20 protein-coding genes and 1 pseudogene are annotated in these 25,414 nt (G+C 36.6%); 6 read left to right on the forward strand and 15 right to left on the reverse strand.

All coding sequences use genetic code 11. The features are described 5' to 3' along the window. Positions 1-58 precede the first annotated feature (58 nt). Entirely contained in the window at positions 59-511 is a 453-nt protein-coding gene (locus D8M03_RS08315) for an Lrp/AsnC family transcriptional regulator (RefSeq protein ID WP_121214306.1), read from the reverse strand. 360 nt (positions 512-871) lie between these two features. Here D8M03_RS08315 and D8M03_RS08320 point away from each other — a divergent pair, with 360 nt between their 5' ends. After that, positions 872-2,308 (forward strand): MDR family MFS transporter, encoded by a 1,437-nt coding sequence (locus tag D8M03_RS08320; protein WP_245987512.1) that lies wholly within the window; start codon positions 872-874, stop codon positions 2,306-2,308. A 102-nt stretch (positions 2,309-2,410) separates the two neighbouring features. Here D8M03_RS08320 and D8M03_RS08325 read toward each other — a convergent pair. Beyond that, positions 2,411-2,749: pseudogene (locus D8M03_RS08325) on the reverse strand (MFS transporter); the annotation flags it as partial. Between the two features lie 262 nt (positions 2,750-3,011). On the opposite strand from D8M03_RS08325, the gene D8M03_RS08330 reads away from it, so the two are divergent. After that, positions 3,012-3,926 carry a Na/Pi symporter gene (locus D8M03_RS08330; RefSeq protein ID WP_121214308.1) on the forward strand — a complete coding sequence of 305 codons (915 nt, stop codon included), beginning with the start codon at positions 3,012-3,014 and terminating at the stop codon, positions 3,924-3,926. Between the two features lie 50 nt (positions 3,927-3,976). Here the strand turns inward: D8M03_RS08330 and D8M03_RS08335 are convergent, their stop codons facing one another. The 5 genes from D8M03_RS08335 to D8M03_RS08355 form a co-directional block, all read right to left on the reverse strand. Next, positions 3,977-4,339 (reverse strand): Na-translocating system protein MpsC family protein, encoded by a 363-nt coding sequence (locus D8M03_RS08335; RefSeq protein WP_121214309.1) that lies wholly within the window; start codon positions 4,337-4,339, stop codon positions 3,977-3,979. Positions 4,340-4,430: 91 nt separating this feature from the next. After that, positions 4,431-7,043 (reverse strand): DUF2309 domain-containing protein, encoded by a 2,613-nt coding sequence (locus tag D8M03_RS08340; protein ID WP_121214310.1) that lies wholly within the window; start codon positions 7,041-7,043, stop codon positions 4,431-4,433. Further along, positions 7,040-8,563, reverse strand: a complete 1,524-nt coding sequence (locus D8M03_RS08345) for an NADH dehydrogenase subunit 5 (RefSeq protein WP_121214311.1) — start codon at positions 8,561-8,563, stop codon at positions 7,040-7,042. Before D8M03_RS08345 ends, D8M03_RS08340 begins: the two co-directional genes overlap by 4 nt. A 453-nt stretch (positions 8,564-9,016) precedes the next feature. Then, a complete protein-coding gene (locus D8M03_RS08350) occupies positions 9,017-9,691 on the reverse strand; it encodes a metal-dependent hydrolase (RefSeq protein WP_121214312.1) in 675 nt (224 codons plus the stop codon). 153 nt (positions 9,692-9,844) lie between these two features. Beyond that, the gene (locus tag D8M03_RS08355; protein ID WP_245987510.1) at positions 9,845-12,958 is read right to left on the reverse strand and encodes an MMPL family transporter; all 3,114 of its coding nucleotides are present in this window, start codon (positions 12,956-12,958) and stop codon (positions 9,845-9,847) included. Between the two features lie 122 nt (positions 12,959-13,080). On the opposite strand from D8M03_RS08355, the gene D8M03_RS08360 reads away from it, so the two are divergent. Then, positions 13,081-13,650 carry a TetR-like C-terminal domain-containing protein gene (locus tag D8M03_RS08360; protein WP_121214313.1) on the forward strand — a complete coding sequence of 190 codons (570 nt, stop codon included), beginning with the start codon at positions 13,081-13,083 and terminating at the stop codon, positions 13,648-13,650. Positions 13,651-13,825: 175 nt separating this feature from the next. Here D8M03_RS08360 and groL read toward each other — a convergent pair whose 3' ends face one another. Then, the gene (gene groL / locus D8M03_RS08365) at positions 13,826-15,457 is read right to left on the reverse strand and encodes a chaperonin GroEL (RefSeq protein ID WP_121214314.1); all 1,632 of its coding nucleotides are present in this window, start codon (positions 15,455-15,457) and stop codon (positions 13,826-13,828) included. Between the two features lie 114 nt (positions 15,458-15,571). Continuing rightward, the gene (groES, locus tag D8M03_RS08370; protein WP_121214315.1) at positions 15,572-15,856 is read right to left on the reverse strand and encodes a co-chaperone GroES; all 285 of its coding nucleotides are present in this window, start codon (positions 15,854-15,856) and stop codon (positions 15,572-15,574) included. Positions 15,857-16,102: 246 nt separating this feature from the next. On the opposite strand from groES, the gene D8M03_RS08375 reads away from it, so the two are divergent. Together D8M03_RS08375 and paaX are read left to right on the forward strand one after the other, a co-directional pair. Further along, complete coding sequence (locus D8M03_RS08375) at positions 16,103-16,840, forward strand: CPBP family intramembrane glutamic endopeptidase (protein ID WP_121214316.1); 738 nt, start codon at positions 16,103-16,105, stop codon at positions 16,838-16,840. Between the two features lie 696 nt (positions 16,841-17,536). After that, positions 17,537-18,406, forward strand: coding sequence for a phenylacetic acid degradation operon negative regulatory protein PaaX (paaX, locus tag D8M03_RS08380; protein ID WP_121214349.1), 870 nt, complete (start codon positions 17,537-17,539; stop codon positions 18,404-18,406). Positions 18,407-18,424: 18 nt separating this feature from the next. On the opposite strand, the gene D8M03_RS08385 is transcribed toward paaX, so the two are convergent. Then, positions 18,425-19,414, reverse strand: coding sequence for an NAD(P)H-dependent flavin oxidoreductase (locus D8M03_RS08385; RefSeq protein ID WP_281272151.1), 990 nt, complete (start codon positions 19,412-19,414; stop codon positions 18,425-18,427). 52 nt (positions 19,415-19,466) lie between these two features. On the opposite strand from D8M03_RS08385, the gene D8M03_RS08390 reads away from it, so the two are divergent. After that, positions 19,467-19,982 carry a gamma carbonic anhydrase family protein gene (locus D8M03_RS08390; RefSeq protein ID WP_121214318.1) on the forward strand — a complete coding sequence of 172 codons (516 nt, stop codon included), beginning with the start codon at positions 19,467-19,469 and terminating at the stop codon, positions 19,980-19,982. 88 nt (positions 19,983-20,070) lie between these two features. On the opposite strand, the gene D8M03_RS08395 is transcribed toward D8M03_RS08390, so the two are convergent. The 5 genes from D8M03_RS08395 to D8M03_RS08415 all read right to left on the reverse strand — a co-directional run bounded on the left by D8M03_RS08395 (position 20,071) and on the right by D8M03_RS08415 (position 25,414). Beyond that, a complete protein-coding gene (locus D8M03_RS08395; protein WP_121214319.1) occupies positions 20,071-20,847 on the reverse strand; it encodes an enoyl-CoA hydratase-related protein in 777 nt (258 codons plus the stop codon). A gap of 78 nt (positions 20,848-20,925) precedes the next feature. Next, the gene (gene pcaF / locus D8M03_RS08400) at positions 20,926-22,131 is read right to left on the reverse strand and encodes a 3-oxoadipyl-CoA thiolase (protein ID WP_121214320.1); all 1,206 of its coding nucleotides are present in this window, start codon (positions 22,129-22,131) and stop codon (positions 20,926-20,928) included. Further along, complete coding sequence (locus tag D8M03_RS08405; RefSeq protein WP_121214321.1) at positions 22,128-23,003, reverse strand: 3-hydroxyacyl-CoA dehydrogenase; 876 nt, start codon at positions 23,001-23,003, stop codon at positions 22,128-22,130. The genes pcaF and D8M03_RS08405 overlap by 4 nt, the downstream gene beginning before the upstream one ends. Positions 23,004-23,122: 119 nt before the next feature. Continuing rightward, complete coding sequence (locus tag D8M03_RS08410; RefSeq protein ID WP_121214322.1) at positions 23,123-24,628, reverse strand: aldehyde dehydrogenase family protein; 1,506 nt, start codon at positions 24,626-24,628, stop codon at positions 23,123-23,125. A 12-nt stretch (positions 24,629-24,640) separates the two neighbouring features. Further along, complete coding sequence (locus D8M03_RS08415; protein WP_121214323.1) at positions 24,641-25,414, reverse strand: enoyl-CoA hydratase-related protein; 774 nt, start codon at positions 25,412-25,414, stop codon at positions 24,641-24,643.

Consider the following 25,414-nt stretch of genomic DNA (forward strand, 5'->3'; position numbering starts at 1 on the left):
TTTGTTTATTTTCATAAAAAAACGACTTTCAACATATGCGAAAGTCGACTCTTTTATGTTATTCAAATTTGTTATCAACAGAAGGGAGAATATTCTTTCCAGTTATCGGTGATTTAAGAACGATAGATGAATTAATATTTCCATATTTTAATAGTTCGTCACTTACCTTACGTAGGTGCTCCATATCATTAACTGCAACTTTTAATAAATAATCCACTACTCCTGTAATTCTGTGACATTCAATGATATCAGGGTGGTCGACTATAAAACTCTCAAATTCAGAATATGGCACCTTCACTTGACTTACTTGAATAAATAACAGCAATTCACGCCCTACTTTAGGTGGAGGAACAATGGCACTGATTTTAGAAATAATGCCTTTTTCCATTAATCTTGTTAGTCGCTCGGTCACACTCGGACGGCTTAAGGATAATGCCTTCGATAGCTCACTCACTGTTATTCTACCGTCATTTTGGAGAATCTCTAATAATTGTATGTCAATACTATCCATCATTTTCCCTCCCTTCTGTTACCTTTATATTGAAGAAAAAATTAATTTAGAACCACCGCTCTATTGTAAGCGCATTCAAAAACACTCTAAAATCAATAATAACATTCCTATATAGAACTAGTAAACTTTTGCTTCATATTAGCAATTTATTTCTGTATAATAACCATTTGTCAGCGCATTTTTTCGGTTTCATCACAATAATCTATTTTTGGTGAATTATTTGCTCGAAGTCTTTGCAAAATAATTGAAGTGATGCTGTTTTTGTTATTTAATAGAAAAGGTAATTTATAGAAGAATCATATGATTGTTTCTTCTGGATTTTAAAAAAATAGGAGGCAAAAAATGAATATTGAAGCTCAAATGAGTCGAACTAAGGACGAAGCAACGGAGCAATATAAAGTGTTTCCTATTATCGTCTCTTTTTTGATTGCCGGATTTATCGGATTATTTAGCGAAACTGCTTTGAATATGGCTTTAGGTACTCTAATAGTGGATTTTAATATCCATGAAACGACCGTACAATGGCTTACAACCGGCTTTTTATTAACACTGGGAATTCTTGTTCCTGTATCTGGTTTAATTTTGCAGTGGTTCACAACGAGGCAATTGTTTATTGTTTCCATTAGTTTATCCATTGTAGGTACTTTTATCGCTGCGATTGCTCCTTCCTTCGCATTCTTAATGATTGCACGTGTCGTTCAAGCAATGGGAACTGCATTAATGTTACCGCTTATGTTTAACACCATTCTATTAATTGTTCCTCCATATAAAAGAGGAAAAATTATGGGATTAATGGGTCTTGTCATTTCCTTTTCTCCAGCTGTCGGACCAACATTTTCTGGTCTAATCCTTAAAACACTAACTTGGCATTATATTTTCTGGTTCTCTTTACCGGTGCTTGTGATTGCTCTTGTATTTGGCATTATCTACATGCAAAATGTCTCAACACCTACAAAACCTAAAATTGATATTTTATCGATTATTTTATCTACAATTGGTTTTGGTGGTGTAGTTTACGGCTTCAGTATTGCTGGTGAAGGTGGTTGGGGAGATTCAATTGTAATTACTTCTATTATCGTGGGAGTAATTGGACTACTTCTTTTTGGCATTCGACAAACAAAAATGAAACAGCCAATGTTAAATTTAGGTGCATTCAAGTACCCAATGTTTGTGATTGGTTTAATTCTCGTTTTAATTTGTATGATGGTTATTCTTTCTTCCATGATTGTTTTACCATTATACTTACAAAACTCACTGGCACTAAGTACCTTTGCAGCAGGTTTATTATTATTACCTGGTGGAATTGTAAACGGATTGCTATCTCCTGTAATGGGAAATCTATTTGATAAGTTTGGACCAAAATGGCTTGTTATTCCTGGTATTATCATTGTTACAGGTTCATTAGTTGGTTTTTCAACAATTGATTTAGATACATCTTCTGGATTTTTGATTGCTATGCATATCTTAATGATGGTGGGTGTTTCAATGATTATGATGCCAGCTCAAACAAATGGCTTAAACCAATTACCTCGTGAGCTATATCCAGATGGAACTGCAATCATGAACACACTTCAACAAGTTTCAGGAGCGATTGGTACAGCTGTAGCCATTTCGATTTTATCTTCTGGTACTGAAAGATATTTAAAATCTGTTACAGATGCAACAAACCCACTAAATCAACTACTTGCCTTTACTTCAGGTGTTCAAGATGCCTTTATCTTCGCAATTATCGTTGCAATTGTTGGTTTAATTGTTAGTATCTTTATTAAAAGAGTTCATGTAGAAGGTCATCATTAAAGGAGTCGACTGAAAAAGTCTTTTGAGACGACTACTTTTCGCTATCACTTTCATCGCAGAAGTAACCCCCCAAGAATGTGAAAAATTCTTGGGGGGTTCATTTTACATTTTTTCATATGGCACTGGCTTTTTTAATGGTGTAAACAAAGTAATAACCAACGCAACAATCGCTAATATCATCATAAAATAATAGGATTTCCCCGAAGCAAAGATTGAAGCAAGTGCCTTCAAATTTTCTGTTACACCTTGATTAACTAAATTCCCAGCATAATCAGTGGCTTGTGCTGTATAAATAGTTACAACAACTGCCGTCCCAATAGCCCCAGCAATTTGACGTACCGTATTGTTTACAGCAGTCCCATGCGTAACAAGTTCCTTTGGCAATGCATTTAATCCTGCTGTGTTCAAAGGCATTGTAATAAAACTTAATCCAATACGTAACTTAGGGAGGAATTTATACCTACCTTTTTATTATCTATCACCTAAGAAAACTTCCCCAATCAATGTGCTAGTCCACATTAAACTGCCGTAATAGGCATACACTGAACTATCTATTTGGACAATCTATTAGTATTTAAGGACAACCCCCACGCAAATACACCATTATCCCATTTAACTAATTTCAAACAAACTACTCTAAAAAGTTGGGAGTTACCTCGATAATTAGCATTCTTCAAGTTAAAAAAAAGAAAGGAATTATTAAATGTTTCAATTATCGTTATTTACCCTCCTAGTAGGCTTGTTTTTATTTGGGATGTTTTTATTAAGAAAGGGGCTTTTTAATCTATCATCCAAAAGACTAGAAAAGGCGCTCGTCACTTTAACGAATAAACCATGGAAGGGACTTTTACTTGGAATCTTTGTAACAGCTATTCTACAAAGCAGTTCTGCTGTTTCGATCATCACAATTGGATTAGTTGCTGCAAAGGTTATTAGTTTCTCACAATCTATCGGCGTTATATTAGGAGCGAATATTGGCACTACGGTAACGGCTGAACTAATTACATTAAATATCGATTCATTAATCATCCCATTAGCAATATTCGGCATACATCTCTTGCTATTTAAGAAACTACGTAACTCCGGTTTAGCGTTAATCGGAATAGCTGCCATTTTTGGAGCTATGTGGGGATTTGAAAAACTAGCCACACCTTTAAGAGAATTGGAATATATCGATAAAATCTTCCTCATGCTTGATGGAAACCTCTTTTATGCGGTATTAGCAGGAGCAATACTTACTGCCTTAATTCAATCAAGTACAGCAACAACTGGCATAATGATGGGGTTTCTTGCTGCTGGAACTTTGAATTTAGATACAGGTGTTGCCATTGTTCTTGGCGCAAATATCGGTACTTGTTTTGATTCATGGCTTGCTTCATTAGGTTCTGGTAGAGAGGGTAAACTTACGGCATATTCACATATATGGCTAAATGTTATAGGCGTTGCGCTTTTCTATCCGTTCATAGGAGTATTGGCGTCGATTGGTTCCAATTTATCTCGATACCCTGACGTACAACTAGCACACATAAGTGTGATTTTTAATGTAGTAAGTTCATTAATGGTACTCCCATTCACCAAACAGTTTGCCAATTTCATCGAAAAAGCTCATGGCAGATAATAAAAAAAGTCTTAATCTCCCGGGTCGGAAGAATTAAGACTTTTTATTCGTTACAATTTGCTTTGTAGATCACTGGCTAGTTTAAAAATGATTACTCGTTCTCCCGTTTGTGTACTAAGATCCGTGTGAAAACTTAATACTTCTTCCCCTGTTATCGTTAGGATAATTTCTTTTAACTCATCCAAACCGGATTCAACTAAACTGTTACGATGTTCTTTTACAGATAACAATCCATCTTTATCCTGACATACTGTATATTCTGCAGCAGTTAGTATCCCTTGAAGATTGACAATGATCATATCTCGTAAAATATCCGATTTAACAGATACAGAACCTCGTCCAAGATAACTTTTCTCCCAATGTGTTAAAGCTTTGCTTATTTCAGCTTCGACTGTTCCTTTTGTTTTATCCATACCGATTCCTTTTCCTTTTTTATATTACATTCAGAGTTGGCCAAATTTAGCCTGAAGTATTCAATCTTTTCCTGAAAACGACACCCTATCGTTAATACCAACTCACCCAACTGCCTTCAGTATCAATCGATGCTAACCGAATCCAACCATTTTTCACTTTTTGATGGAATACATGGTTTTGCTCTAGCACCCGTTTTACATAACTCGTTGGCGCTTGAATGACTACCAACAAACGGAGCGGCTCATGATATGCCTCTTCATCTGATTTCATAACAGATTGAAACGGAAGTCCAGACAACAAGTCACTGGCGTTACCTTGCATGACCCCATGACCTGCTGTAATAGTTTGGGTTGTTTTATTGCCACTGCCGTAATAATGTGGAGCAACTGTGGATGCATAATATTGTAGGTTAATCCATTGAGTTACTATTGCCGGCCCAGCAATAATATTAGCAAGAATAGCACCATCCTTATCTTTTTTCCAGTTATAATTATTAAGAAAAACTCTTCCATCCAAATTACAATCTTGAGTTAAATGACGTCCCCCGATGATAAACGCAGCATTACGTGCTAACCCCCATTCAGGACGAACCTCACTCCAGTCTTCTGAAAGACGCTGTGCTTCACCTTTTGCATTCTTTAAATGGCTTTTGAGATTTGGTAACTGCGGAATTCGTTCAGCATTCACTTCCTCACTCACCATTGGTAACACATCTTGAACCTGTTTAAATGATTCCTTTGCTTTATCTGATAGTTCCGGAACATAAAGCCATTGTAATTCATTCAGCGTGGTAATATGTTCAGCTGCTACAAAAACAGTATCCTTTGGGATTATAATACCTTCAGATGCAAGACTCTCTCTTACATTCGGAAGATTACACAATGCTGCAAGTACCCGCGCATTGAATCCACTTGATTTCCCCCCACATGCACCGCAATCTAGAGCTGAATTGTATGGATTGTTCGTGCTATGACTTCCATGTCCACAAATAACAACTAGCGGTGCAAATTGATTCGTGAGTCCCATCATTTTTAGCGCCTGACGTACAAAGTGTACTTTTTCATTATTTGAAAAACCAATTGGTAACTCACTATCTGATAGTTGTTGTTTATCAAGAGAAAGTTCCGTAGATGGTTTTTGTACCCAAGTATTAAGCATTTTACTTATAGTTCGGCCAGTACTTCTAGGCATAAAGCTTCGTGCTAATGTTTGTAGACTAAGCCATGGACCACTAATTTCCGGAAGCACTAAGCTGGAAAATAAATTATGTTTCATCGTTTTAAATGTATTCCCAAGCGAACTGACTACCTGATTTCGTTGTTCAAAGGGTTTAGACTCTTTTGCAATCTCTTTCACTTTATATTGTGGATTAAACATTACTGGTAACGAGTTATGCGTGTGATTACTACCAAGCTCGCAAGTTTCAATCGGAAGACCAAAAAATCCTGCTGTTCCATGGGTTTCAAAATCTCCTGCCTTTTCGAGCTTACGGCGAAAAGGCTCTGAACGAACATCAATACAAAAAACAAATTGTGCAAGGGCTGGCTTTACATCTGGAATAACAATATTATTCTGTTGAGATGTAATCATCTTTTTCAGATGTTCTTCGTAGGTCTTTTCCCACGCTTCAAGCAATATTCGATTGCGTACAATTTTATCAAAACGATATGCAAGGATTAGATGTTTCTTGATCTCAGCAGAAGATAGCTTTAACCAACCATCGATTGGCATGTTCCCCCATTCTGTCCAAGCTGCAATTAAAGGTTCCAGATTCACTTTTTCATTTCTATTTTCAGGCAATGGAAGATAAGGTTTAACGAAAGCCCATTCCATTGAAACTCTCACAGCTAAATAATCTAACAGTAATGATGCTTCTTCTTCTGATTGTTGTGAACGCCATAGCATCATTCCTGCCCAACCCGGCAATGCAAGGAAATGTGCTTCTAAATATTCTTGAATGTCAGAGTTAGAAACCCCTAATTCAATCAAAACTTTCTTTAAAGCACCCTCCGCATCAATTGGCAACTCACTTAATTGTGTACGTACTTTACGACTAAGTGACGAGTCATGCTGTACTAGTTTACGCCAAGCATGATAAAACCCTTCTTCCCGATGAGGCATTAACCAAACCGCTTGGGACTTATCTAAAAATAATTTACACCACTTAATCATATGAGAGTTTAATACTTGGGCTGCATTTGCTTTTCCCAGTTGTTCCAAACTTTGACTATACGTTTTTATTGATAGAGATTTAATTATATAGTTTGTAAAGTTAGTAAGTTTTTTTGCAACACTTTTCAACTCTAGATTTTCTATATCACTTGGATATTGATCATCTTGTAAAATAGCAGCTCGGCAAAATTGTTCGGCTCTTTCACGTGGTAACTCAAAAGCTTGTGAATTTAACCATTCTTGAATTCCCTTTTCTATAAAATCCTGACGAATCTCACCATGATCTATGGCTGACTGAAACATGGAATGATTAGGATACATATCTACTTCACAAGTATCTTTAAGTCTGCGTGCCGTTTGTTCGAATGATTGTCCCTCTAAGCCTACCCATGGGTTGCGTGCTGCAAATGTGTCAAGTGGTCCAAGCGGTACAATGACATGACTAGCACATTTCACTAAGGCATTTATATCAACTTCGAGGATATCCGTATTCTTTTCTATATATAACGTACTTTCTTGTAGCATTTTCATCGTAAATGACCTCCTCTAACGAATCGTTGTATTAAATACTTAGGATGACTTTCAATCAAATCATGTTGAGGCTCGCCTAGTCGTACAAGCCAAAGATAGATGCGAACATACATAGTTGAAGAACGATGACGGGCTAGCCATACCCCTACAATACTTCCAACTAATATAATAGCTAGTAATAATGTGGCTACTGGTCCTGGTGTTTGAATTCCTTTTGGGATGATTTCTTGTAACACACTGTAAAAAGCATCATGTACGAAGCTGTATATAATTGCAGCTCCTATAAACAATACAAATCCTGCTATGCGACCGATACGTCCTGAGCCAAAAACTACGAGTTGTGTCCAGGCAATTGAAACGGACCACCCTAAGATAAGAGCGCTTATCAATTGATAGTCTTCTTGAGTTGAAGACATCCAAAGACCTATAGCTACTAGGAGACCAAAAATTCCACCCGTAATAGACCATAAGATTGATGTTGGTTTATTCTTCCGTGAAGGTTTCTCCGCGGAGTGATGTAAAACAGAACCGGACTGTAAGAAAAGAGTTGATTTAAATAGACCATGTAAGACAGCATGAATGATAGCTGCCAAATAAGCACCTAATGCACATTGAATTAACATGAACCCCATTTGTGCAATTGTAGATCCAACAAGCTGTCGCTTATAATCAACATGGACTAGCATAATACCTGTTCCGATGATGACTGAAACACTAGACAATAGAAGTAAAATTATTTGAGCTATATCACCACTAAAAATTGGTGAAAAACGAGTTAAAATAATCCCACCTGCATTGACTAATCCCGCATGCATTACCGCAGAAACTGGAGTTGGAGCTACTACTGAATCTAATAGCCAACGTTGGAATGGCCATTGTGCTGCCGGAATTATTACAGCTAAAATTAGTAGAAGATTAATACCAGTCTTTTCCCAGGAATCTAGCTGCGAAAGGCTACTTTCACTTAAAACAGTTGATAACTGCCATTGACCTGTCGCTTGGGTTACCCAGATAAAAGCCCCTAACAGGAAAAGCCAACCAAGGGCAAAATGAAGACCAGATTGCTTTGAAGCGTTTCTAGCAACCACCCACTCTTTGTTTAAAGCGATAAGTAAGGTCAATCCCAATAGTGTGATTCCCCAGCAAACAAGAAGCAGACGAAGGTCATTACTTAACCAAACAGCTGCATCAGCAGAAGTCGTAATTGTTAATAGAGCAAAATATTTTCGATAAGAATGTTCGCCAAGTAAGTAACGAACAGAATAGCGCTGTACGATAAATCCAATCGTTAGAACAAACAACGCAAGTAGCCATGATAAGGAATCAAAACGCCATGGTCCATAGATTACCGTCTCCGTACTCGTAACAAGCGCTATTAATGCAACTAGCGGGGACAGCAATGTAACACCAACGTGAAACTGAACAAAAGATAGGGGAACTTTTGGATATAACAAAAGTAGACCGCTAAGCACAGATAGGCAAAGTAACGCTAAAAATATTACTGGCAACGATATTACCATTTTGCTTCCCCCCGTATATGGACCATTGTGAATAGTTGACTTTGAACGATTCTATTCATTTCGCTACATTCCTTTCGTTTTTTTATCAAATAAAAAAACCGACAATTTTTAAGCATAATGGTTGTGTCCATTAAACTTTGAAAATTGTCGGTTTACTTTTAACTAGCCATCTTGGCCTTTTAATCGTCTACCTGAATATGTAATTTTTCTTCCAATAAAGGAAGATCAACGTTATCCTCTTTGTGATAGATTTAGCTTTTTCATATAGTCAATAAAAAACTATTTACTCTATGCTAAAGCAACCTATTTTTTAGAGAAGTAAATTCAATTAATAATTGTTACCGATTTTACTATTAATCAAACATTCTGTCAAATTGAAATTTATATTTAAAGAAGAATATAACCAAACTTCTATAAAACTAGACTATATTTGATACTTTAATCTAGTTTGTTTTAAAAACGTATTCTGAATACTTTCTTAGTAAGAGGATATAGAAATTTTACTCCTTTTTTCGTTAACATATCTCCTACAATATGTGAAAGATAAGCTAACGTTGAAATAAATGCTAAACTACTTACCCCAGTACTAACTTGTAACAGGTAGGACATATACCACCAATAAGCTAATGCCCAAATTGTATGTGTTGTGCCTCTATGTGAAAACCATCCTGCTCCCCCTAAGTATATAGCTAACATTACCAACCACCACAACTCATCCGTAAATGCATAATATAGCAGGAATAAACTCATTATGGTCATTAAAATATTCTTTAAAGTTTCCAAGTTTTTCACTGAAAGACCGATTATGATTGCTCCCAAACCAAATAGTAGAAGTTTACTTTGTTGTGTAAACCATTTTCCATCTAGGAAAGACAAGAAATTCACATCGAAAAAGAATGTATACAAAGCCAGAGCCATTAATGCCACACCAATAAAAATCCCGCGCTTCTTTATTAGTTTAGCTGTCTTCGTTACATGTTTATTTAACAGATTATTACCATCTAAATCAGGAGCAAGGGAAGCTATGCCTGTTGCAACTAAGATGACAGGCATCACTTCAGGTGACTGGCTAACTGACGCCACTACTCCTATTCCTAACCCAATTGCTAAATGCGTTCGACCTTGCATGTTGCCACCTCTTTGTTGTTATTTTACCGGAAGTAATCATGAACCTTAAAGGCTAATTGTATAATCTCTCCACATAGATTACTATACTTATCCAATTTATTTCTCTCCTAACCGAAATAAAAATGACTCCTAAAAATAGGAGCCATTCTCATTCTATTTATCTTTTTTCTTTATAAATAAATTTTTTAATTTATTCGTTAATCCTAATATTGCTGGTAAGAAAACCGGTAGCATGATAAAGCTCAACAATACTAGCCCTATTAAAACTAATATCGCCATTTGCATTAATGTTACGATACCAGATGGGATTAAGGCTGCAAAAGTACCACCTAAAATTAAGGCCGCTGATAATACGACGCCACCAATATGTTTTGCAGCATCAATAATTCCCACACTTCCCTGATCTTTTACTTCAGCATATCGCATCATTAAGAAGATACTGTAATCCACCCCTAGCGTAATAATCATAATGAAGCTAAAGAATGGTACATTCCAACTCAATATATTTTGATCTAGAAGTACATCACTTAGTAACTCCGTAATACCAAGGGATGTATAGTAGGCTAAAATTAATGAAGCGATAATAATCATAGTTTGCCAAATTGAACGTGTGATAATCACTAACACAATCGCAATACCAATCATCATAATGACAATTGTACGTGTAAAGTCACCAGTAGAAATCTCTTGTAAGTCAACATTTGCTGAAGATTTACCACCTAATGCGATTTCTGCATCAGCAAGACTTGAACTTTTTGCAGTTGCTTTAATTTGTTCATCGATATCTTCAATAATAGACATTGCTTCTTTTGAATATGGATTCACATCTAAAATAATCGTCATCTTAGTTATTGTCCGATCTTCAGACATGTACATATTTAAGCTTTTTTCAAATTCTTCTCCATCCAATACTTCTTGAGGTATGTAGAAAATATTATTTGAATCTGAACTACTAACTTCACCAAGATATTTTTGTGCCTCTAATAAACCATCACTAATTTCAGTTAAACCATCTGTACTTTTACCTAAACCATCTTGCAATAGTTTAATTTTATCTTGAAGCTCGGCTAAGCCATTTTGTAATTGTTTTTGTCCGTCATTAACAGTCGATAATCCTGTTTCAAGTTCTCCTGTTTTTGAAATAATTTGATTAACACCGGCTTCACCTGATTCAAGCCCAGTAGCTAATGTACTAGCACCAGTTTGTAATTGCCCTACTCCCGATTCTACCTGTTGTAAGCCGCTATTAATTTGCAAAAATGCTTTATTTGCTTCTTTTAAAGAAGTAACTGCAACTTCATATTGTGGTGTAAGCTCTTGTAATTTTGCCGCTAATTGTGAAAGTTGCTGCTGAGCACCTTGAGCAGTAGCAAGTACGGTTTGTACATTACTATCGGAAGCTAACTCTGGATTTGATTGGACTAAGGCATTCATCGATTGTTCAATTGCGATATATCCTTGATTTGCACTCATGATTGCATTTTCCATGGTAATGAACAATTCACTAAATGCGCTAAATCCATTTTCAATTTCTTTGTAGCCTTGTTGTAATTGTGATGCTCCATCACTTAGGGCACCCACGCTTTGTTTTAAAGTACTTAAGCTAGTCGATAATTGAGATACACCATTTGCTCCATCTTTAAATCCTTTAGCGACTTGATTTAAAGCGTCATCTAGTTGGCCAACACCTTGCTCCATGGAAGATGTACCATCGATTAATTGTTGTATACCGTCAAAGCGACTTTGATCGACTTTTCCTAGTTGTTTTTCAGCATCTGAAAGTCCGTCATTAATAGTTCCTAAACCTTCTTGAGCAGAATCAAGTCCGTTATTTAACGTTTCCGTTTGATCTTGTATATATAATTCTTGAATTTTCTCCCCGGAAGGACGAGTAACAGAAAGAACTTGTGAAACTCCATCTACTTTTGAAATGACATCAGCTAACTTGTCGATATCTTGTAATGCTTTTTGAGTTGCTAACGATTCATCAGCCTTAATGACTAGAGAAGCAGGTGAAGAAAATCCTGCTGGGAAATGCTCTTCAATTACTGTAATGGCTTGTTTCGATTCATATTCATCACTAATTTCAACTAAATCGTTATAGTTTAGGTCACCTGTATATTTTAAGATAAATGGAATTGCTATAACCAATACAATAGCTAATGCTGCAATTGGTCTAAAGAAAGAATGCTTTGATAAAAATAACCAAGTTTTATTTTCACTATGCCCATTAATAGACTTAATTGGCCAGAACATCTTGATCCCAAGCACTGCCATAAAGAATGGGTTTAGCGTAATCAATACTAGTAATAATACAGCTACCCCAATCGCAACCGCTGATGTTGCTTGATACAATTTAAATTCAGCTAAATAAAGCGCCATAAATCCGATAAATACGGCAATACCGCTATAGATAACGGTTCTACCTGCTGTTCGATAGGTTTCAGTAATAGCTTTTAAAATATGTCCGCCCTTACCAAGTTCCTCTTTAAAGCGATTATAAAGTAAAATATTATAATCTGTTCCAATCCCAAACAAAATTACAATCAAGAAGATCTGAGTAAAGTTAGAGAATGGGAAGTCAAACTTATCAACCAGATGTGTCACAATACCAAGTGAAACAATATATGATACACCTACTGTAATAAGTGAAATTAAAGGAACGATTGGTGAACGGAATACTAATACTAACACCAATAGTATAAAGATAATCGCAATAACTTCTGTTTTCTTAATTCCTTCTTGTGAGGATTTTGCAAAGTCATCTAATACGATATCTGTCCCCGTATAATATGAATCAACAGATGCTACTTTCGTTTTCTCGCGCAAGCTTTGTGCTACTTCTTCAACTGTCCCTTGATTATGGTCAACAGAAATTTGCGTCAAAATCGTTGTTCCATCTTCAGATACAAGTTGTTTTTCAGCTTCTTCACTATCAGAGTAAGTAAGCATATCAGTAATTCCAAGTTCTTCACTATCATCTTTTAGTGTTTGAATGGCTGTGTCGATATCAGTTAACTGATTTTCATTTAAAGCCTCGTCATTACCACTTGTGAACACAGCGATAAACTGATAATTTTCAGTTTCCTCATTTGCCATTTCTATTAATAAATCCGATGCTATTTGACTTTGAGTATAGTCCGGGATTTCTGTTTGACCTTTTTCACGTACCAATGTATCTAGGTTTGGCATTGTAAGAATCATAATAAGCGAAATAACTACCCAGAACACGAATGACGCAGTACGTATATTTAGCCAATTCTTCAAAATGGATCACCTTTCTTCTAAAATTACAATTTTAACTTTACTTTAGCACGATAAAAGAGGTTAAAATATAGACAATTAGGGTTGCTCTGTTTAAAAATATAACTTAATCTGGAGTGGAAAAAATGAAACATGGTGATGAAACAAAACGACTACTCGCTACATCCTTAAAGACGTTAATGAAAAATAAACCCCTCGAAAAAATATCAATTCGTGAATTAACAGACCATGCGAATATGAATCGGCAAACTTTTTATTACCATTTTGAAGATATTTACGATTTACTAAAATGGACATTCCAACAAGAAGCTCTTCAATTTTTAGACCTTCCTGAAAGTACATCTGTTTGGAAAGAAGGATTACTACAACTTTTCAATTATTTAGATGAGAACAGGGAATTTTGTATATGTGCATTGCGTTCTTTAGGACGAGGACATTTAAAACGTTTCTTTTATTCAGATATTCATCGGATTTTTGGCAGAGTCATTAATGAATTTGGAGAAAAAACGAATGCAGCGGAAGAATATATGGCTTTCCTAACACACTTTTATACATTGTCCCTGGCAGGATTAGTGGAGAGTTGGTTACTGGAAGAAATGGATCAATCCCCTGAGGAGATTATCGAAATGATTAATATGTTTATACAAGATCAAATCCTTGGCGCAGAACGGAGAATCAAAGGTCAGCATAACTAAATTTGAGTTGACCTGAAGCTATTAATTTACTATAAATTCCAATGGGAAAAACATAAGGCTTCTCAAAAGTTAACTTTTGAGAAGCCTCTTTTTAAATTCTCTATGTGAGCAAATGATAACATTACGCTTCAGTTTGCTCAGTAACCCGTATTATATCAAAGGTTCAGAGCGCTTATTACATCATGCCGCCCATACCGCCCATGCCACTCATATCTGGCATTGCTGGAGCTGGTTCTGGAATGTCTGCTACTACTGCTTCAGTTGTTAAGAATAGAGCAGCTACAGATGCAGCGTTTTGAAGAGCTGAACGAGTAACTTTCGCTGGGTCAACAATACCAGCTTCAATCATGCTTACCCATTCACCGTTAGCAGCGTTGAAACCAACACCTGCTTCTTCGCGTTTTAAGCGGTCAACGATAATTGAACCTTCAAGACCTGCGTTGTTAGCGATTTGACGAACTGGTTCTTCAAGGGCACGTAATACGATTTTCACACCAGTCGCAACATCGCCTTCTACAGTATCAAGTACTTTTTCAACTGCACCATAAACGTTTAGAAGTGCAGTACCACCACCTGATACAATACCTTCTTCTACTGCAGCACGAGTTGAGTTTAATGCGTCTTCGATACGTAATTTACGTTCTTTTAATTCAGTTTCTGTTGCAGCACCAACTTTGATTACTGCTACACCACCAGCTAATTTAGCAAGGCGTTCTTGTAATTTTTCTTTATCAAATTCAGAAGTAGTTTCTGCGATTTGAGCACGGATTTGGTTTACGCGATTTTCAATTGCATCGCTGTTTCCTGTACCTTCAACAATTGTTGTATTGTCTTTAGATACTACAACTTTACCAGCACGTCCTAAAGAAGTTACGTCAGCTGTTTTTAAATCTAAACCAAGGTCAGCAGTGATTACTTGACCACCAGTTAAGATTGCAATATCTTCAAGCATTGCTTTACGACGATCACCGAATCCTGGAGCTTTAACAGCTACTACGTTGAATGTACCACGTAATTTGTTTAATACTAATGTAGCAAGAGCTTCACCTTCAACGTCTTCCGCAATAATTAATAATGGACGGCTTTGTTGAACAACTTGCTCTAATAATGGAAGAATTTCTTGAATTGAAGAAATCTTTTTATCTGTAATTAGAATGTAAGGGTTGTCTAATACAGCTTCCATTTTATCTGTATCAGTTACCATGTAGTGAGATGCATAACCACGGTCAAATTGCATACCTTCTACTACATCTAATTCAGTTGTGAAACCTTTAGATTCTTCAATTGTAATAACTCCATCAGTACCAACACGTTCCATTGCATCCGCGATAAAAGCACCTACTTCTTCATCAGCAGCAGAAATTGCAGCAACTTGTGCAATTGCTTCTTTGTTTTCTACTGGACGAGAGATAGCTTGTAATTCTTCAATAGCAGCTGCAACAGCCTTGTCCATACCTTTACGGATACCAACTGGGTTTGCACCAGCAGTTACGTTTTTAAGACCTTCACGAATCATCGCTTGAGCTAAAACAGTTGCAGTTGTTGTACCGTCACCAGCGATTTCGTTTGTTTTAGATGCAACTTCAGCAACTAATTTTGCACCCATGTTTTCGTATGGGTTTTCAAGTTCGATTTCTTTCGCAATTGTTACACCGTCATTTGTAATTAAAGGTGAACCAAATTTTTTCTCTAAAACTACGTTACGACCTTTTGGCCCTAATGTAACTTTTACAGCATTTGCTAATTTATCAACACCTTGAAGCATTAATGTACGTGCTTCTTCAGAGAATTTAATATCTTTTGCCATTGTTGCTTACCTCCAGTTTTATTCTATTGAAAAATCAAAAGTAGCATGCAAGCGCCAAACAATTCATATATATGTAGAGGCGCTCTTTTTGATGAATAATTTAAATTTTAAAGATTAGCCAAGGATAGCTAATACGTCAGATTCACGTAAGATTAAATATTCTTTACCTTCATATTTCACTTCTGTACCTGAGTATTTAGAGAAGATGATAGTATCGCCTTCTTTTACTTCAAGTTCGACACGTGTGCCGTTATCTAGTACACGACCAGTTCCCACAGCAACAACTTTTCCTTCTTGTGGTTTTTCTTTTGCTGAATCTGGAAGTACAATTCCGAATTGTGTTTTTTCTTCCACCTCAACTAGTTCGATAATGATACGATCACCTAATGGTCTTAACAAGTGAAACAACCTCCTACGAATTTTAGTTTAAATATCTTTATTAGCACTCCCTTAACCTGAGTGCTAACACATCTATAATAATAAAGAATTAGTTTTAGTTTTGCAAGTATCATGCATTAAAAAATTTTGTTTTCTTACCAATTTCAACTACAATAGAATATAGTTGGATATCTTTAGACACCTGATTAAGTTTGTCTACATAACCTATGTTTTAAACTCTATTTTTAGAAAGAGGGATTTTTTCTATTGAGTACTCCTAAAAAATTTCAAACGCAAAAAACGGCCTTTTACGTTTTACTGACCTACATTCTCTTTCAACTATCTAGTTTTATATTATTAATTCCACCAATAAGGGAGTTTTTCCTTCAATTTATTAGTAAAGATGGAGTAAATGCTGGGATTACATTAGCAGCTTGGTGGTCATCAGTCACTGCAGCGATTGCTTTTGTTGTTTGTATCATTTTAATGAGTAAAAATAAAAACTTCTGGAATGTATTTAATGGAGAGAAAGCATCTATTCCCGTATCAATCGGTTGGGGGATAATGGGTTTCTTCTTAGTGTATTTAGGGCAGACAATAGGTGCGTATATTGAATTGGCGCTCGGAATAGAATTTGGATCAGAAAACACTGAAACAATTATGTTAGTTACTGAAATTGCTCCAATCATGATTATTACGACTGTATTATTTGGTCCAATATTAGAGGAATTGGTTTTTCGTCGTGTTGTGTTTGGGTCAATCATTCAAACCCAAAATTTTTGGGTAGCTGGTATTGTTAGTTCAATCATCTTTGCTGCAATCCATATAGACTTTACCCATATTATCTTATATACAATTAGCGGTTTCGTTTTTGCATTCTTATACTACAAAACAAAACGCATTCTAACATCGATTATTTCACATATGATGTTAAATGGATTCGTCACATTCATTCAACTAAACGCAGACAAAATCCAACAAATATCAGATCAACTAAATAAGTAGAAAAGCGAAGGCGGCTCTCCCAGGCTCGACACGCGCTGGCCGACAAAAACGCCACATCGTGTGGCATTGTCGGCACTTGTACATCCGTGTACTTCGGAGACTTAGACAAGAAGGCGCTTTTTGCCTACGAAGAAGAAGTCGAAGCGTCGCGAGAGCCTAGCCGCCGCAGCTGGACAATAAAGAAAAGCGGAGCGCGTTCGTTCAGCTCCGACAGCAACTGGAAGAATCGACAAAAGGGCGCTTTTTGCCCTTGAAGACGATTCTGAAGTTGCCGAGGAGCTAACGCGCGAAGCTGGACATTCGAAAAGCGGAGGCGGCTCGTTCAGGCTCGACATGCGCTGGAAACTCTTCCTGCGAAGGCGCTTTTTGCCTTCGCAGGAAGAGTTGAAGCGTCGCAAGAGCCTAGCCGCCGCAGCTAGACATTAGAAAAATGGAGAACGCTCGTTCAGCTGCGAAAACAACGAAATCATATACACCTATTTAATAGTACAAACTAAATGGTTTGTACTTCTTTTTTACAAGAAATCCTAGCTTAATGATAAAAAATATACATTTTGATTCATTTTTCAGAAAATGGTATCCTAGTAATAAGTATATTCTTTACTACTTTTACTAATAAACTAGCCCCTTTTATATAGATTCATTATAATAACGACTTTCCAAAGAAAGGAGTACTTTTATTTGAAAGCACAATCAATGATATTTACACTCTTTGGTGATTATATTTGTCACTACGGTTCAAAAATATGGATCGGCAGCTTAATTCGATTATTAAAGGAATTTGGACATAATGAACAAACTGTTCGCGTAGCTGTTTCACGTATGGTGAAACAAGGATGGCTAAGTTCTGAAAAGAAAAGTAATAAAAGCTATTACTTCTTAACAAAACGCGGAGAACAACGGATTCAAGAAGCAGGTAATCGTATTTTTAAATTGAAATCGACTAAATGGGATGGCAAATGGCTTATCTTAATGTATACAATTCCAGAAGAGGATCGTCATATTCGTGATGAACTACGACGCGAATTACATTGGAGTGGTTTTGGTTCATTTTCTAACGGTTGTTGGATAACACCAAATAATCTTGTAAATGAAGTAAAAATCCTTATTCAAAAATACGGCATTGAAGATTATGTTGAATTTTTTGTCGCTGATTATTTTGGACCTAAAGATGAGCAATTACTAGTTAGGAAAAGTTGGGATTTAGAAAGTATTGAAAAGCGTTACGAAGAATTTATTGATGAATACAGTAAAAAATTTATTATTCATCAGAGTATTATTGCTCAAGGTGAAATGACAGATGCAGAATGTTTTGTAGAACGTTCTAAACTTGTTCATGAATACCGTAAATTCCTCTTTATTGACCCTGGCCTCCCAAATGAATTACTCCCTCAAATGTGGAGTGGTAACCACGCTGCTTTATTATTCAAACAGTATTACAAAATTTTAGCGGAACCAGCTAGTCGCTTTTTCGAACAGATTTTCGAAAAAGATAATGATTTACAGAAAAAAGATTCTTTATATGATGTTCAACATCATCCATATATGACAGACTTAAAAAGTTAACGAAAAAAAGAGGCTTCTTTAAATGGAAGCCTCTTCTACATTATATTCATTATACACAACTGCTAACTGTTCGCGCATTTCTTTCATTATATCTTGTATTAATTCTTCAACTGTTGGCAAATGGTTAATTAAACCGGCTATTTGACCACTATTCATATAACCTTCTTCACCATTTCCTTCAATTGCCCCTTTAATGTGATAAGGTTCACTTGTTTTTTCATTATACTCTTCTAAGGTGATACCAGCTTTTTCTTGTTCCAAAATATTTTTAGCATAAGTATCTCGTAACACTCTACGCACCTGGTTTACTGAACGACCTAGAACCATCGTCTCCTGATCACTTGCTTTTAATAGTCTTTCTTTATAATAAGCATGTACTGGCATTTCTTGAGTTGCGATAAACCGTGTGCCCATTTGTACACCTGAAGCACCTAACATCAATGCAGCTGCCAAACCACGACCATCTCCCACTCCCCCAGCGGCAACAACAGGGATAGAGACCGCTTTTGTAATTTGAGGAATAAGTGTCATCGTTGTAAGTTCTAAATTTGAATTGATACCTGCAGCTTCAAATCCTTCTGCCACAAGTACATCTGCACCTGCTGCCTCCGCTTTTTGTGCATGCTTAACTGCAGCCACTACTACAATCACTTTAATCCCAGCATCATGTAGTTTATCAATAAATGCTGCTGGATTGCCTGCTGATAGTGAAACAACTGGTACCTGTTGTTTGATTGCTAAATCTACTAATTCTTTCGAATGTGGATTCACGTTTATTGGAATATTAATAGCAAATGGTTTTGATGTTTTACTTTTAGTCTCAACGATTAATTTTTCTACTTCTTCTGGTGTCATTACGCCACTACCAATTGTTCCAAGACCACCAGCGTTACTAACAGCGGATGTAATTGTTGCATTACTTATATTACCCATACCGCCTTGAATAATAGGATACTCGATATTTAGTAATCTACATAAACGTTTCATAGAATGCACCTCACTTAAAATTATGATATACTATTTTTGGAATAATTAAAATATTAAAAAAGGGGATGTTGAAATGCTTGTACCTTATCTAGACAAAAAACCAATTGTGGATGAAACAGTATTTGTTGCACCTGGAGCCTATATTATTGGGGATGTAAAAATAGGCGCTCAATCTACAATTTGGTTCAATGCCGTCCTTCGCGGTGATGAAGATCTCATTCAAATAGGCGAAAGATGCAGTATACAAGATAATTCAACAATCCACCATTTTGAAGGTGCACCTGTCATCATTGGGGATGAAGTAACAGTTGGTCACCAAGTCGTATTACATGGTTGTAAAATTGGAAATCGCTCTATCATTGGAATGGGTTCTGTTATTTTAGATCATGTTGAAATTGGTGAAGAATGCATCATTGGGGCAAATACATTACTTACACAAGGAACTAAAATACCACCTAGTTCCCTCGTTGTTGGATCTCCAGGTAAAGTCGTGCGTCAAATAAATGAAAAAGATTTAGAGCTTATTCAACTTTCAATTGATACATATGTACAAAAAGGAATTCAATATAAACAAGTATTTAATAAGTAAATATGTATCAGGTTAGAATCAGAAACACGCTATTTAGTTTCTGATTCTATTATTTTTATATTAGTTTCTACTATTATAATAGCGTGTTTTATTCACCTAAAAATTTCGGCTCTCTTTTTTCATTAAACGCCTGTAAAGCTTCTATTCGATCTTTTGTCGGTATTACCACTTCATAAGCTTCCGTTTCAATTTTTAAACCTGTAGCTAAATCCGTATTCATACCCTTTGTAATCGCATATTTTGCTTGTCGCACAGCAATAGGACCATTTTTCATAATTGCCTTTGCCAATTCTTCACTTGCTGAAATTACTTCTTCCGCTGGCACTACTTTTAACACAATGCCCTCTGCTAGTGCTTCTTCAGCAGTTAATTTTTTCGCTGTAAATATCATTTCTTTTGCTTTCATTTCACCAATTAAGCGTGGCAAACGCTGTGTTCCACCTGCGCCTGGAATAATCGCCCAACTTGTTTCAGTAAGGCCCAGTTTCGCATGCTCAGCAGCAATCGCAAAATCACATGCCAATAACCATTCAAAACCACCACCAAGCGCATGCCCATTTACTGCAGCAATCGTTGGTTGAGGTAATTCAGCAATGCTATTAAACACATCACGAATCGCTTTTACGTTACGTCTTACTTGTTCATCATTTAACGTTTTTCGTTCCTTTAAATCTGCACCTGCACTAAATGCTTTCGACCCAGCACCTGTGAAGATAACTACTCGAACATCATTATTTTTCGCAATTTCATCCACTGTTTCTTGTAAACTTGATAACGTTTCGTAATTAAAACAGTTTAATACTTCGGGACGATTGACCGTCACGTAAGCAATATGATTTTTAACTTCGAATAAGACAACTGACATTAAAATCCTCCCTACTAATACTGACTTATGCGGAAAAGAGCTGTCTCAAAAATTTACCTTTTGGGACAACTCTTACAATTATTGTTCAACCTTTTCGATAATTGTTGCAATGCCTTGTCCAACACCGATACACATTGTCGCTAATCCGTATTGTACGTCACGTTTTTGCATTTCATAGATTAATGTCGTCAAAATACGAGCCCCACTTGCACCTAATGGATGGCCAAAAGCAATTGCCCCACCATTTACGTTAACCTTAGAACTATCTAATTCTAGTTGTTTAACACATTCGATTGATTGAGATGCAAAAGCTTCATTAATTTCAACTAATCCAATATCTGCTACGGAAAGTCCTGCACGTTTTAATGCTTTACGTGAAGCGTCAATTGGACCTAATCCCATTACTGCAGGTTCCAAACCAGCAATTGCACCCGTTACATATTTCGCTAATGGTTTAAGCCCTAACTCTTTCGCTTTGGATGCACTCATGAGTAATAATGCAGAGGCACCATCGTTTACACCTGATGCATTCCCTGCTGTAACCGTGCCACCATCAAAAATTGGACGTAATTGCGCCAATTTTTCAAGGGTTGTGTCAGGACGTGGATGTTCATCTTTATCCACAATTGTTACATTGCCTTTTCTATCTTTAATTTCAACAGGTACGATTTCCTCTTTGAAACGATTTTCTTCAATCGCCCTTTTTGCACGTTGTTGGCTTTCAAAGGCGAATTGATCCTGTTCTTCACGACTAATTTGATATCTTTGTGCTACATTTTCAGCTGTTTGTGGCATTGAGTCAGAACCATACATCTCATGCAATTTTGGATTTGTAAAGCGCCAGCCAATTGTTGTATCAAACATTTTTAAATCGCCTCGTGGAAAATCACTTTCCGCCTTTGCCATTACAAAAGGTGCACGAGTCATACTTTCCGTACCACCCGCAATGAAAATTTCCCCTTCACCAGCCATAATGGCACGTGCTGCATAATGAACAGCATCCATACCAGAACCACAAAGTCGATTTATCGTTGTACCACCCACTTCAATAGGTAACCCTGCAAGTAAAGCAGACATCCTCGCTACGTCACGGTTATCTTCACCGGCTTGGTTGGCATTTCCTAACACAACATCTTCTATTTGATCCACTGGAACATTCGGATTACGTTCAATTAACGCCTTAATAACAATTGCACCTAAATCATCTGGTCTTACAGATTTTAACGCACCTTTATATCGACCTATTGGAGTTCTAACTGCATCAACAATAACTACTTCATTCATTTTTTCACCAACTCTTTATCGTCTGTATAGTCATAAACACCACGTCCACTTTTACGGCCAAGTCGACCTGCTTGTACATACTGCTCTAAAAGCGGTGCTGGTCTATATTTTTCTCCTAATTTTTCGTGTAAGTAACGTAAGTTATTTAAGCGAACATCTAACCCTACTAAATCTACTAATTCAAATGGACCCATTGGATAATTTAATCCTAATTTAATCGCTTTATCGATTTCCTCAGGTGTTCCTAGGCCTTCTTGTAGCATATAAAATGCTTCATTTCCAACAAGTGCGCTAATACGACTTGTTACAAAACCAGGGAATTCATTAATAACCACAGTTTCTTTCCCCATTTGTTCAGCAACTTCTCGAATAAGTTGTGCAGTTTCATCGTTTGTTTCTAATCCGCGCACAATTTCAACTAGCTTCATTCGATGAACAGGGTTAAAGAAATGCATTGCAATCGTACGTTCCGGACGCCCTGCATAAGAAGCGATTTCAGTAGGGCTCATAGTAGATGTATTCGTTGCAAAATAGCAAGTAGATGGAGCATACTTTTCCATCTGCTCAAAAACAGACTTCTTTATGTCCCTTTTTTCAGGCACCGCTTCGATAATTAAATCTGCGTTACTTACCCCTTCAGCAAGGTTCGTAGTATAAGATAGTTTCGCTTGTCCTAAAGCAGCTTCTTGCTCAGTCAATTTTCCGCGTTTAAGTCCTTTTTCAAAAATACTGTTAATCTCTTTTTCTGCACTTTGCAATGCTTGACCATTTACATCAATTAACGTAGTTGTAAATCCACCCATTGCGGAAACATACGCAATTCCTCGACCCATAACACCAGAACCAATTATTGATATATGTTTTACTTTCATAATAATCCTCCCACTAGTTGGAAAACTTATAGTAAATGTTTTGGAGATAAGTCTTTGATACACTTAGCAAATGAAAAAATAGAAGAATAGGAGAACAATCCCCTATTCTTTTTCATTTTTTATAGGCCAAGTGGATTTAATGGACGATTACCGTAATAAGAGATAATACTCTTTGTTTCTGTATATAGATCTAGAGTTTCAATACAAAGTTCACGTCCAAATCCTGATTGTTTGTAACCACCAAATGGTGTACCTGGCATTGCAGAGAATGGACAGTTTACCATTACAATACCTGCTTCGATTGCGTTTGCTACTCGTGTCGCACGTGCGCCGTCTTTAGACCAAACAGCAGAACCTAGTCCGAATTCTGTATCATTTGCTAGATGAATAGCTTCTTTTTCATCTTTAAATTTACTTACGACAACAACTGGTCCAAAAATCTCTTCTTGAACTACTTTCATTTCTTGTGTTACATCTGTAATGATTGTAGGCTCGTACCAGAAACCATTTTCGTAACCTTCAACATTTGCTACTTTACCACCAAGTAGAATTGTTGCTCCTTCTTCTTTAGCAGATTGCACATATCCATCAATTACATCAACTTGAGCTTGGTCGATGATTGCACCCATATGTGTTTCTTTACTAAATGGATCACCAAGTTTAATTTGCTTTGCTTTTGCAACAAATTTCTCCATGAACTCATCATAAATGCTTTCTTGAATATATAAGCGTGAACGAGCTTCACATGATTGACCTGAATTATAGAAAATTCCATATAATGAACCATCTACTGCAGCATCAATATCAGCATCTTCAAATACTAGATTTGGAGATTTACCACCTAGCTCTAATGTAACGCGTTTTAATGTATCAGAAGCTTTTCTCATAATATCTTTACCAATAGGCGTAGATCCTGTGAATGCCACTTTATCTACTAGTTTATGTTCTACTAAGTAGTTACCAACTTCTGAACCTGAACCAGGTACAATATTTACAACCCCAGCTGGAACACCTGCTTCAAGGCAAATTTCACCTAGGATGATTGCTGTTAATGGTGTTAATGATGCAGGTTTTACGACTACAGAACAACCTACTGCAATCGCTGGAGCAATTTTCCAAGCTGCCATCATTAAAGGATAGTTCCAAGGAATAATTTGAGCACATACACCAACCGCTTCTTTTTCAGTATAGTTACTGAATTGGCCAGGTAAGTTGTTTACTACACCTCTATGTCCAACTGCAGCTGCTGCATAAAACTCAAAGTCTTCAATCGCTTGATGTACTTGACCTTGTGCTGCACTTAAAGATTTCCCAGTATCTAAAACTTCAAGTTCTACAAGCTCATTAAAACGAGAACGCATAATTGCAGCAATTTTATTTAATACTTGTGCACGACGAGATACTGGATACTTTCTCCACTTCCCATTATCAAAAGCCTCGCGTGCCGCTTGTACTGCACGTTCCGCATCTTCTTTCGTCGCTTTAGCAACTTTTGCAATTAATTCACCTGTTGCAGGATTAAAAGTTTCAATTGTTCCACCATTACTACTTTCTACTTTTTCTCCATTAATAATTAGATGGTAATATTCACGTTTTAATGTAACCTTCTCTTCTACAGTTGACATACTATCTCTCCTTTATTCGCCTACAAAAATAGGTTTTCTTTTTTCTGTGAACGCTTGAACACCTTCTCGATGGTCTCTTGTTAAACCTGCAATTCGTTGTCCTTGTGCTTCATATGCTAAAAATTCTTCAAAAGGTAACTCTTCTGCCGCACGTAATGTGCGTTTCATTAATGAAATAGCCTTCGTTGGAAGATTGGCAATATTCTCAGCAAATAAAGCAACCTCTTCATCAAACTTGTCATTTGCAACAACTTTTGTAGCTAAACCTAAAGCTAAAGCATCATGTGGTAAAATGCGCTCTCCCAAAACTGAGATTTCTAATGCTTTTGCGTTACCAACAAGTTGTTTTAAGAAGTATAGATTTCCAGAGTCCGGTATCAGTCCCACATGAACAAAGGCATTTAAGAAAAAGGATTTCTCTGCCATAATTCTAAAATCACATGCAAGGGCTAAACTAAAACCTGCTCCTGCTGCTGCCCCATGTACACCAGCTACAATAGGTTTTTCGCAATTGTAGATTTGTTTCATCATTGGACCATATAAAGTAGTTAACACTTCTCCGTGATCCATGGATTCATCTACAACGGATAAATCTTGTCCAGAACAAAAACCTTTCCCTGCTCCTTTTATAACGATACAACGTACATTTGAATCTTTTTCAGCTTGCTTTATAGCCTTTGTAATTTCTCGATTCATGTCCGCTGTAAAAGCGTTTAGAGAATCTGGACGATTTAATAGAATCGTACAGACATTGTTAGCTACCACATATTCGATTGTTTCGTACAT

Source organism: Ureibacillus endophyticus (assembly GCF_003628435.1).
Lineage (GTDB): Bacteria > Bacillota > Bacilli > Bacillales_A > Planococcaceae > Ureibacillus > Ureibacillus endophyticus.

What these genes read in the sequence shown, in the direction of transcription:
- D8M03_RS08315 (WP_121214306.1), bottom strand. Translation starts at nt 511, where the DNA reads ATGGATAGTATTGACATACAATTATTAGAGATTCTCCAAAATGACGGT.
- D8M03_RS08320 (WP_245987512.1), top strand. Translation starts at nt 872, where the DNA reads ATGAGTCGAACTAAGGACGAAGCAACGGAGCAATATAAAGTGTTTCCT.
- D8M03_RS08330 (WP_121214308.1), top strand. Translation starts at nt 3,012, where the DNA reads ATGTTTCAATTATCGTTATTTACCCTCCTAGTAGGCTTGTTTTTATTT.
- D8M03_RS08335 (WP_121214309.1), bottom strand. Translation starts at nt 4,339, where the DNA reads ATGGATAAAACAAAAGGAACAGTCGAAGCTGAAATAAGCAAAGCTTTA.
- D8M03_RS08340 (WP_121214310.1), bottom strand. Translation starts at nt 7,043, where the DNA reads ATGAAAATGCTACAAGAAAGTACGTTATATATAGAAAAGAATACGGAT.
- D8M03_RS08345 (WP_121214311.1), bottom strand. Translation starts at nt 8,563, where the DNA reads ATGGTAATATCGTTGCCAGTAATATTTTTAGCGTTACTTTGCCTATCT.
- D8M03_RS08350 (WP_121214312.1), bottom strand. Translation starts at nt 9,691, where the DNA reads ATGCAAGGTCGAACGCATTTAGCAATTGGGTTAGGAATAGGAGTAGTG.
- D8M03_RS08360 (WP_121214313.1), top strand. Translation starts at nt 13,081, where the DNA reads ATGAAACATGGTGATGAAACAAAACGACTACTCGCTACATCCTTAAAG.
- groL (WP_121214314.1), bottom strand. Translation starts at nt 15,457, where the DNA reads ATGGCAAAAGATATTAAATTCTCTGAAGAAGCACGTACATTAATGCTT.
- paaX (WP_121214349.1), top strand. Translation starts at nt 17,537, where the DNA reads ATGATATTTACACTCTTTGGTGATTATATTTGTCACTACGGTTCAAAA.
- D8M03_RS08390 (WP_121214318.1), top strand. Translation starts at nt 19,467, where the DNA reads ATGCTTGTACCTTATCTAGACAAAAAACCAATTGTGGATGAAACAGTA.
- D8M03_RS08395 (WP_121214319.1), bottom strand. Translation starts at nt 20,847, where the DNA reads ATGTCAGTTGTCTTATTCGAAGTTAAAAATCATATTGCTTACGTGACG.
- pcaF (WP_121214320.1), bottom strand. Translation starts at nt 22,131, where the DNA reads ATGAATGAAGTAGTTATTGTTGATGCAGTTAGAACTCCAATAGGTCGA.
- D8M03_RS08405 (WP_121214321.1), bottom strand. Translation starts at nt 23,003, where the DNA reads ATGAAAGTAAAACATATATCAATAATTGGTTCTGGTGTTATGGGTCGA.
- D8M03_RS08410 (WP_121214322.1), bottom strand. Translation starts at nt 24,628, where the DNA reads ATGTCAACTGTAGAAGAGAAGGTTACATTAAAACGTGAATATTACCAT.
- D8M03_RS08415 (WP_121214323.1), bottom strand. Translation starts at nt 25,414, where the DNA reads ATGTACGAAACAATCGAATATGTGGTAGCTAACAATGTCTGTACGATT.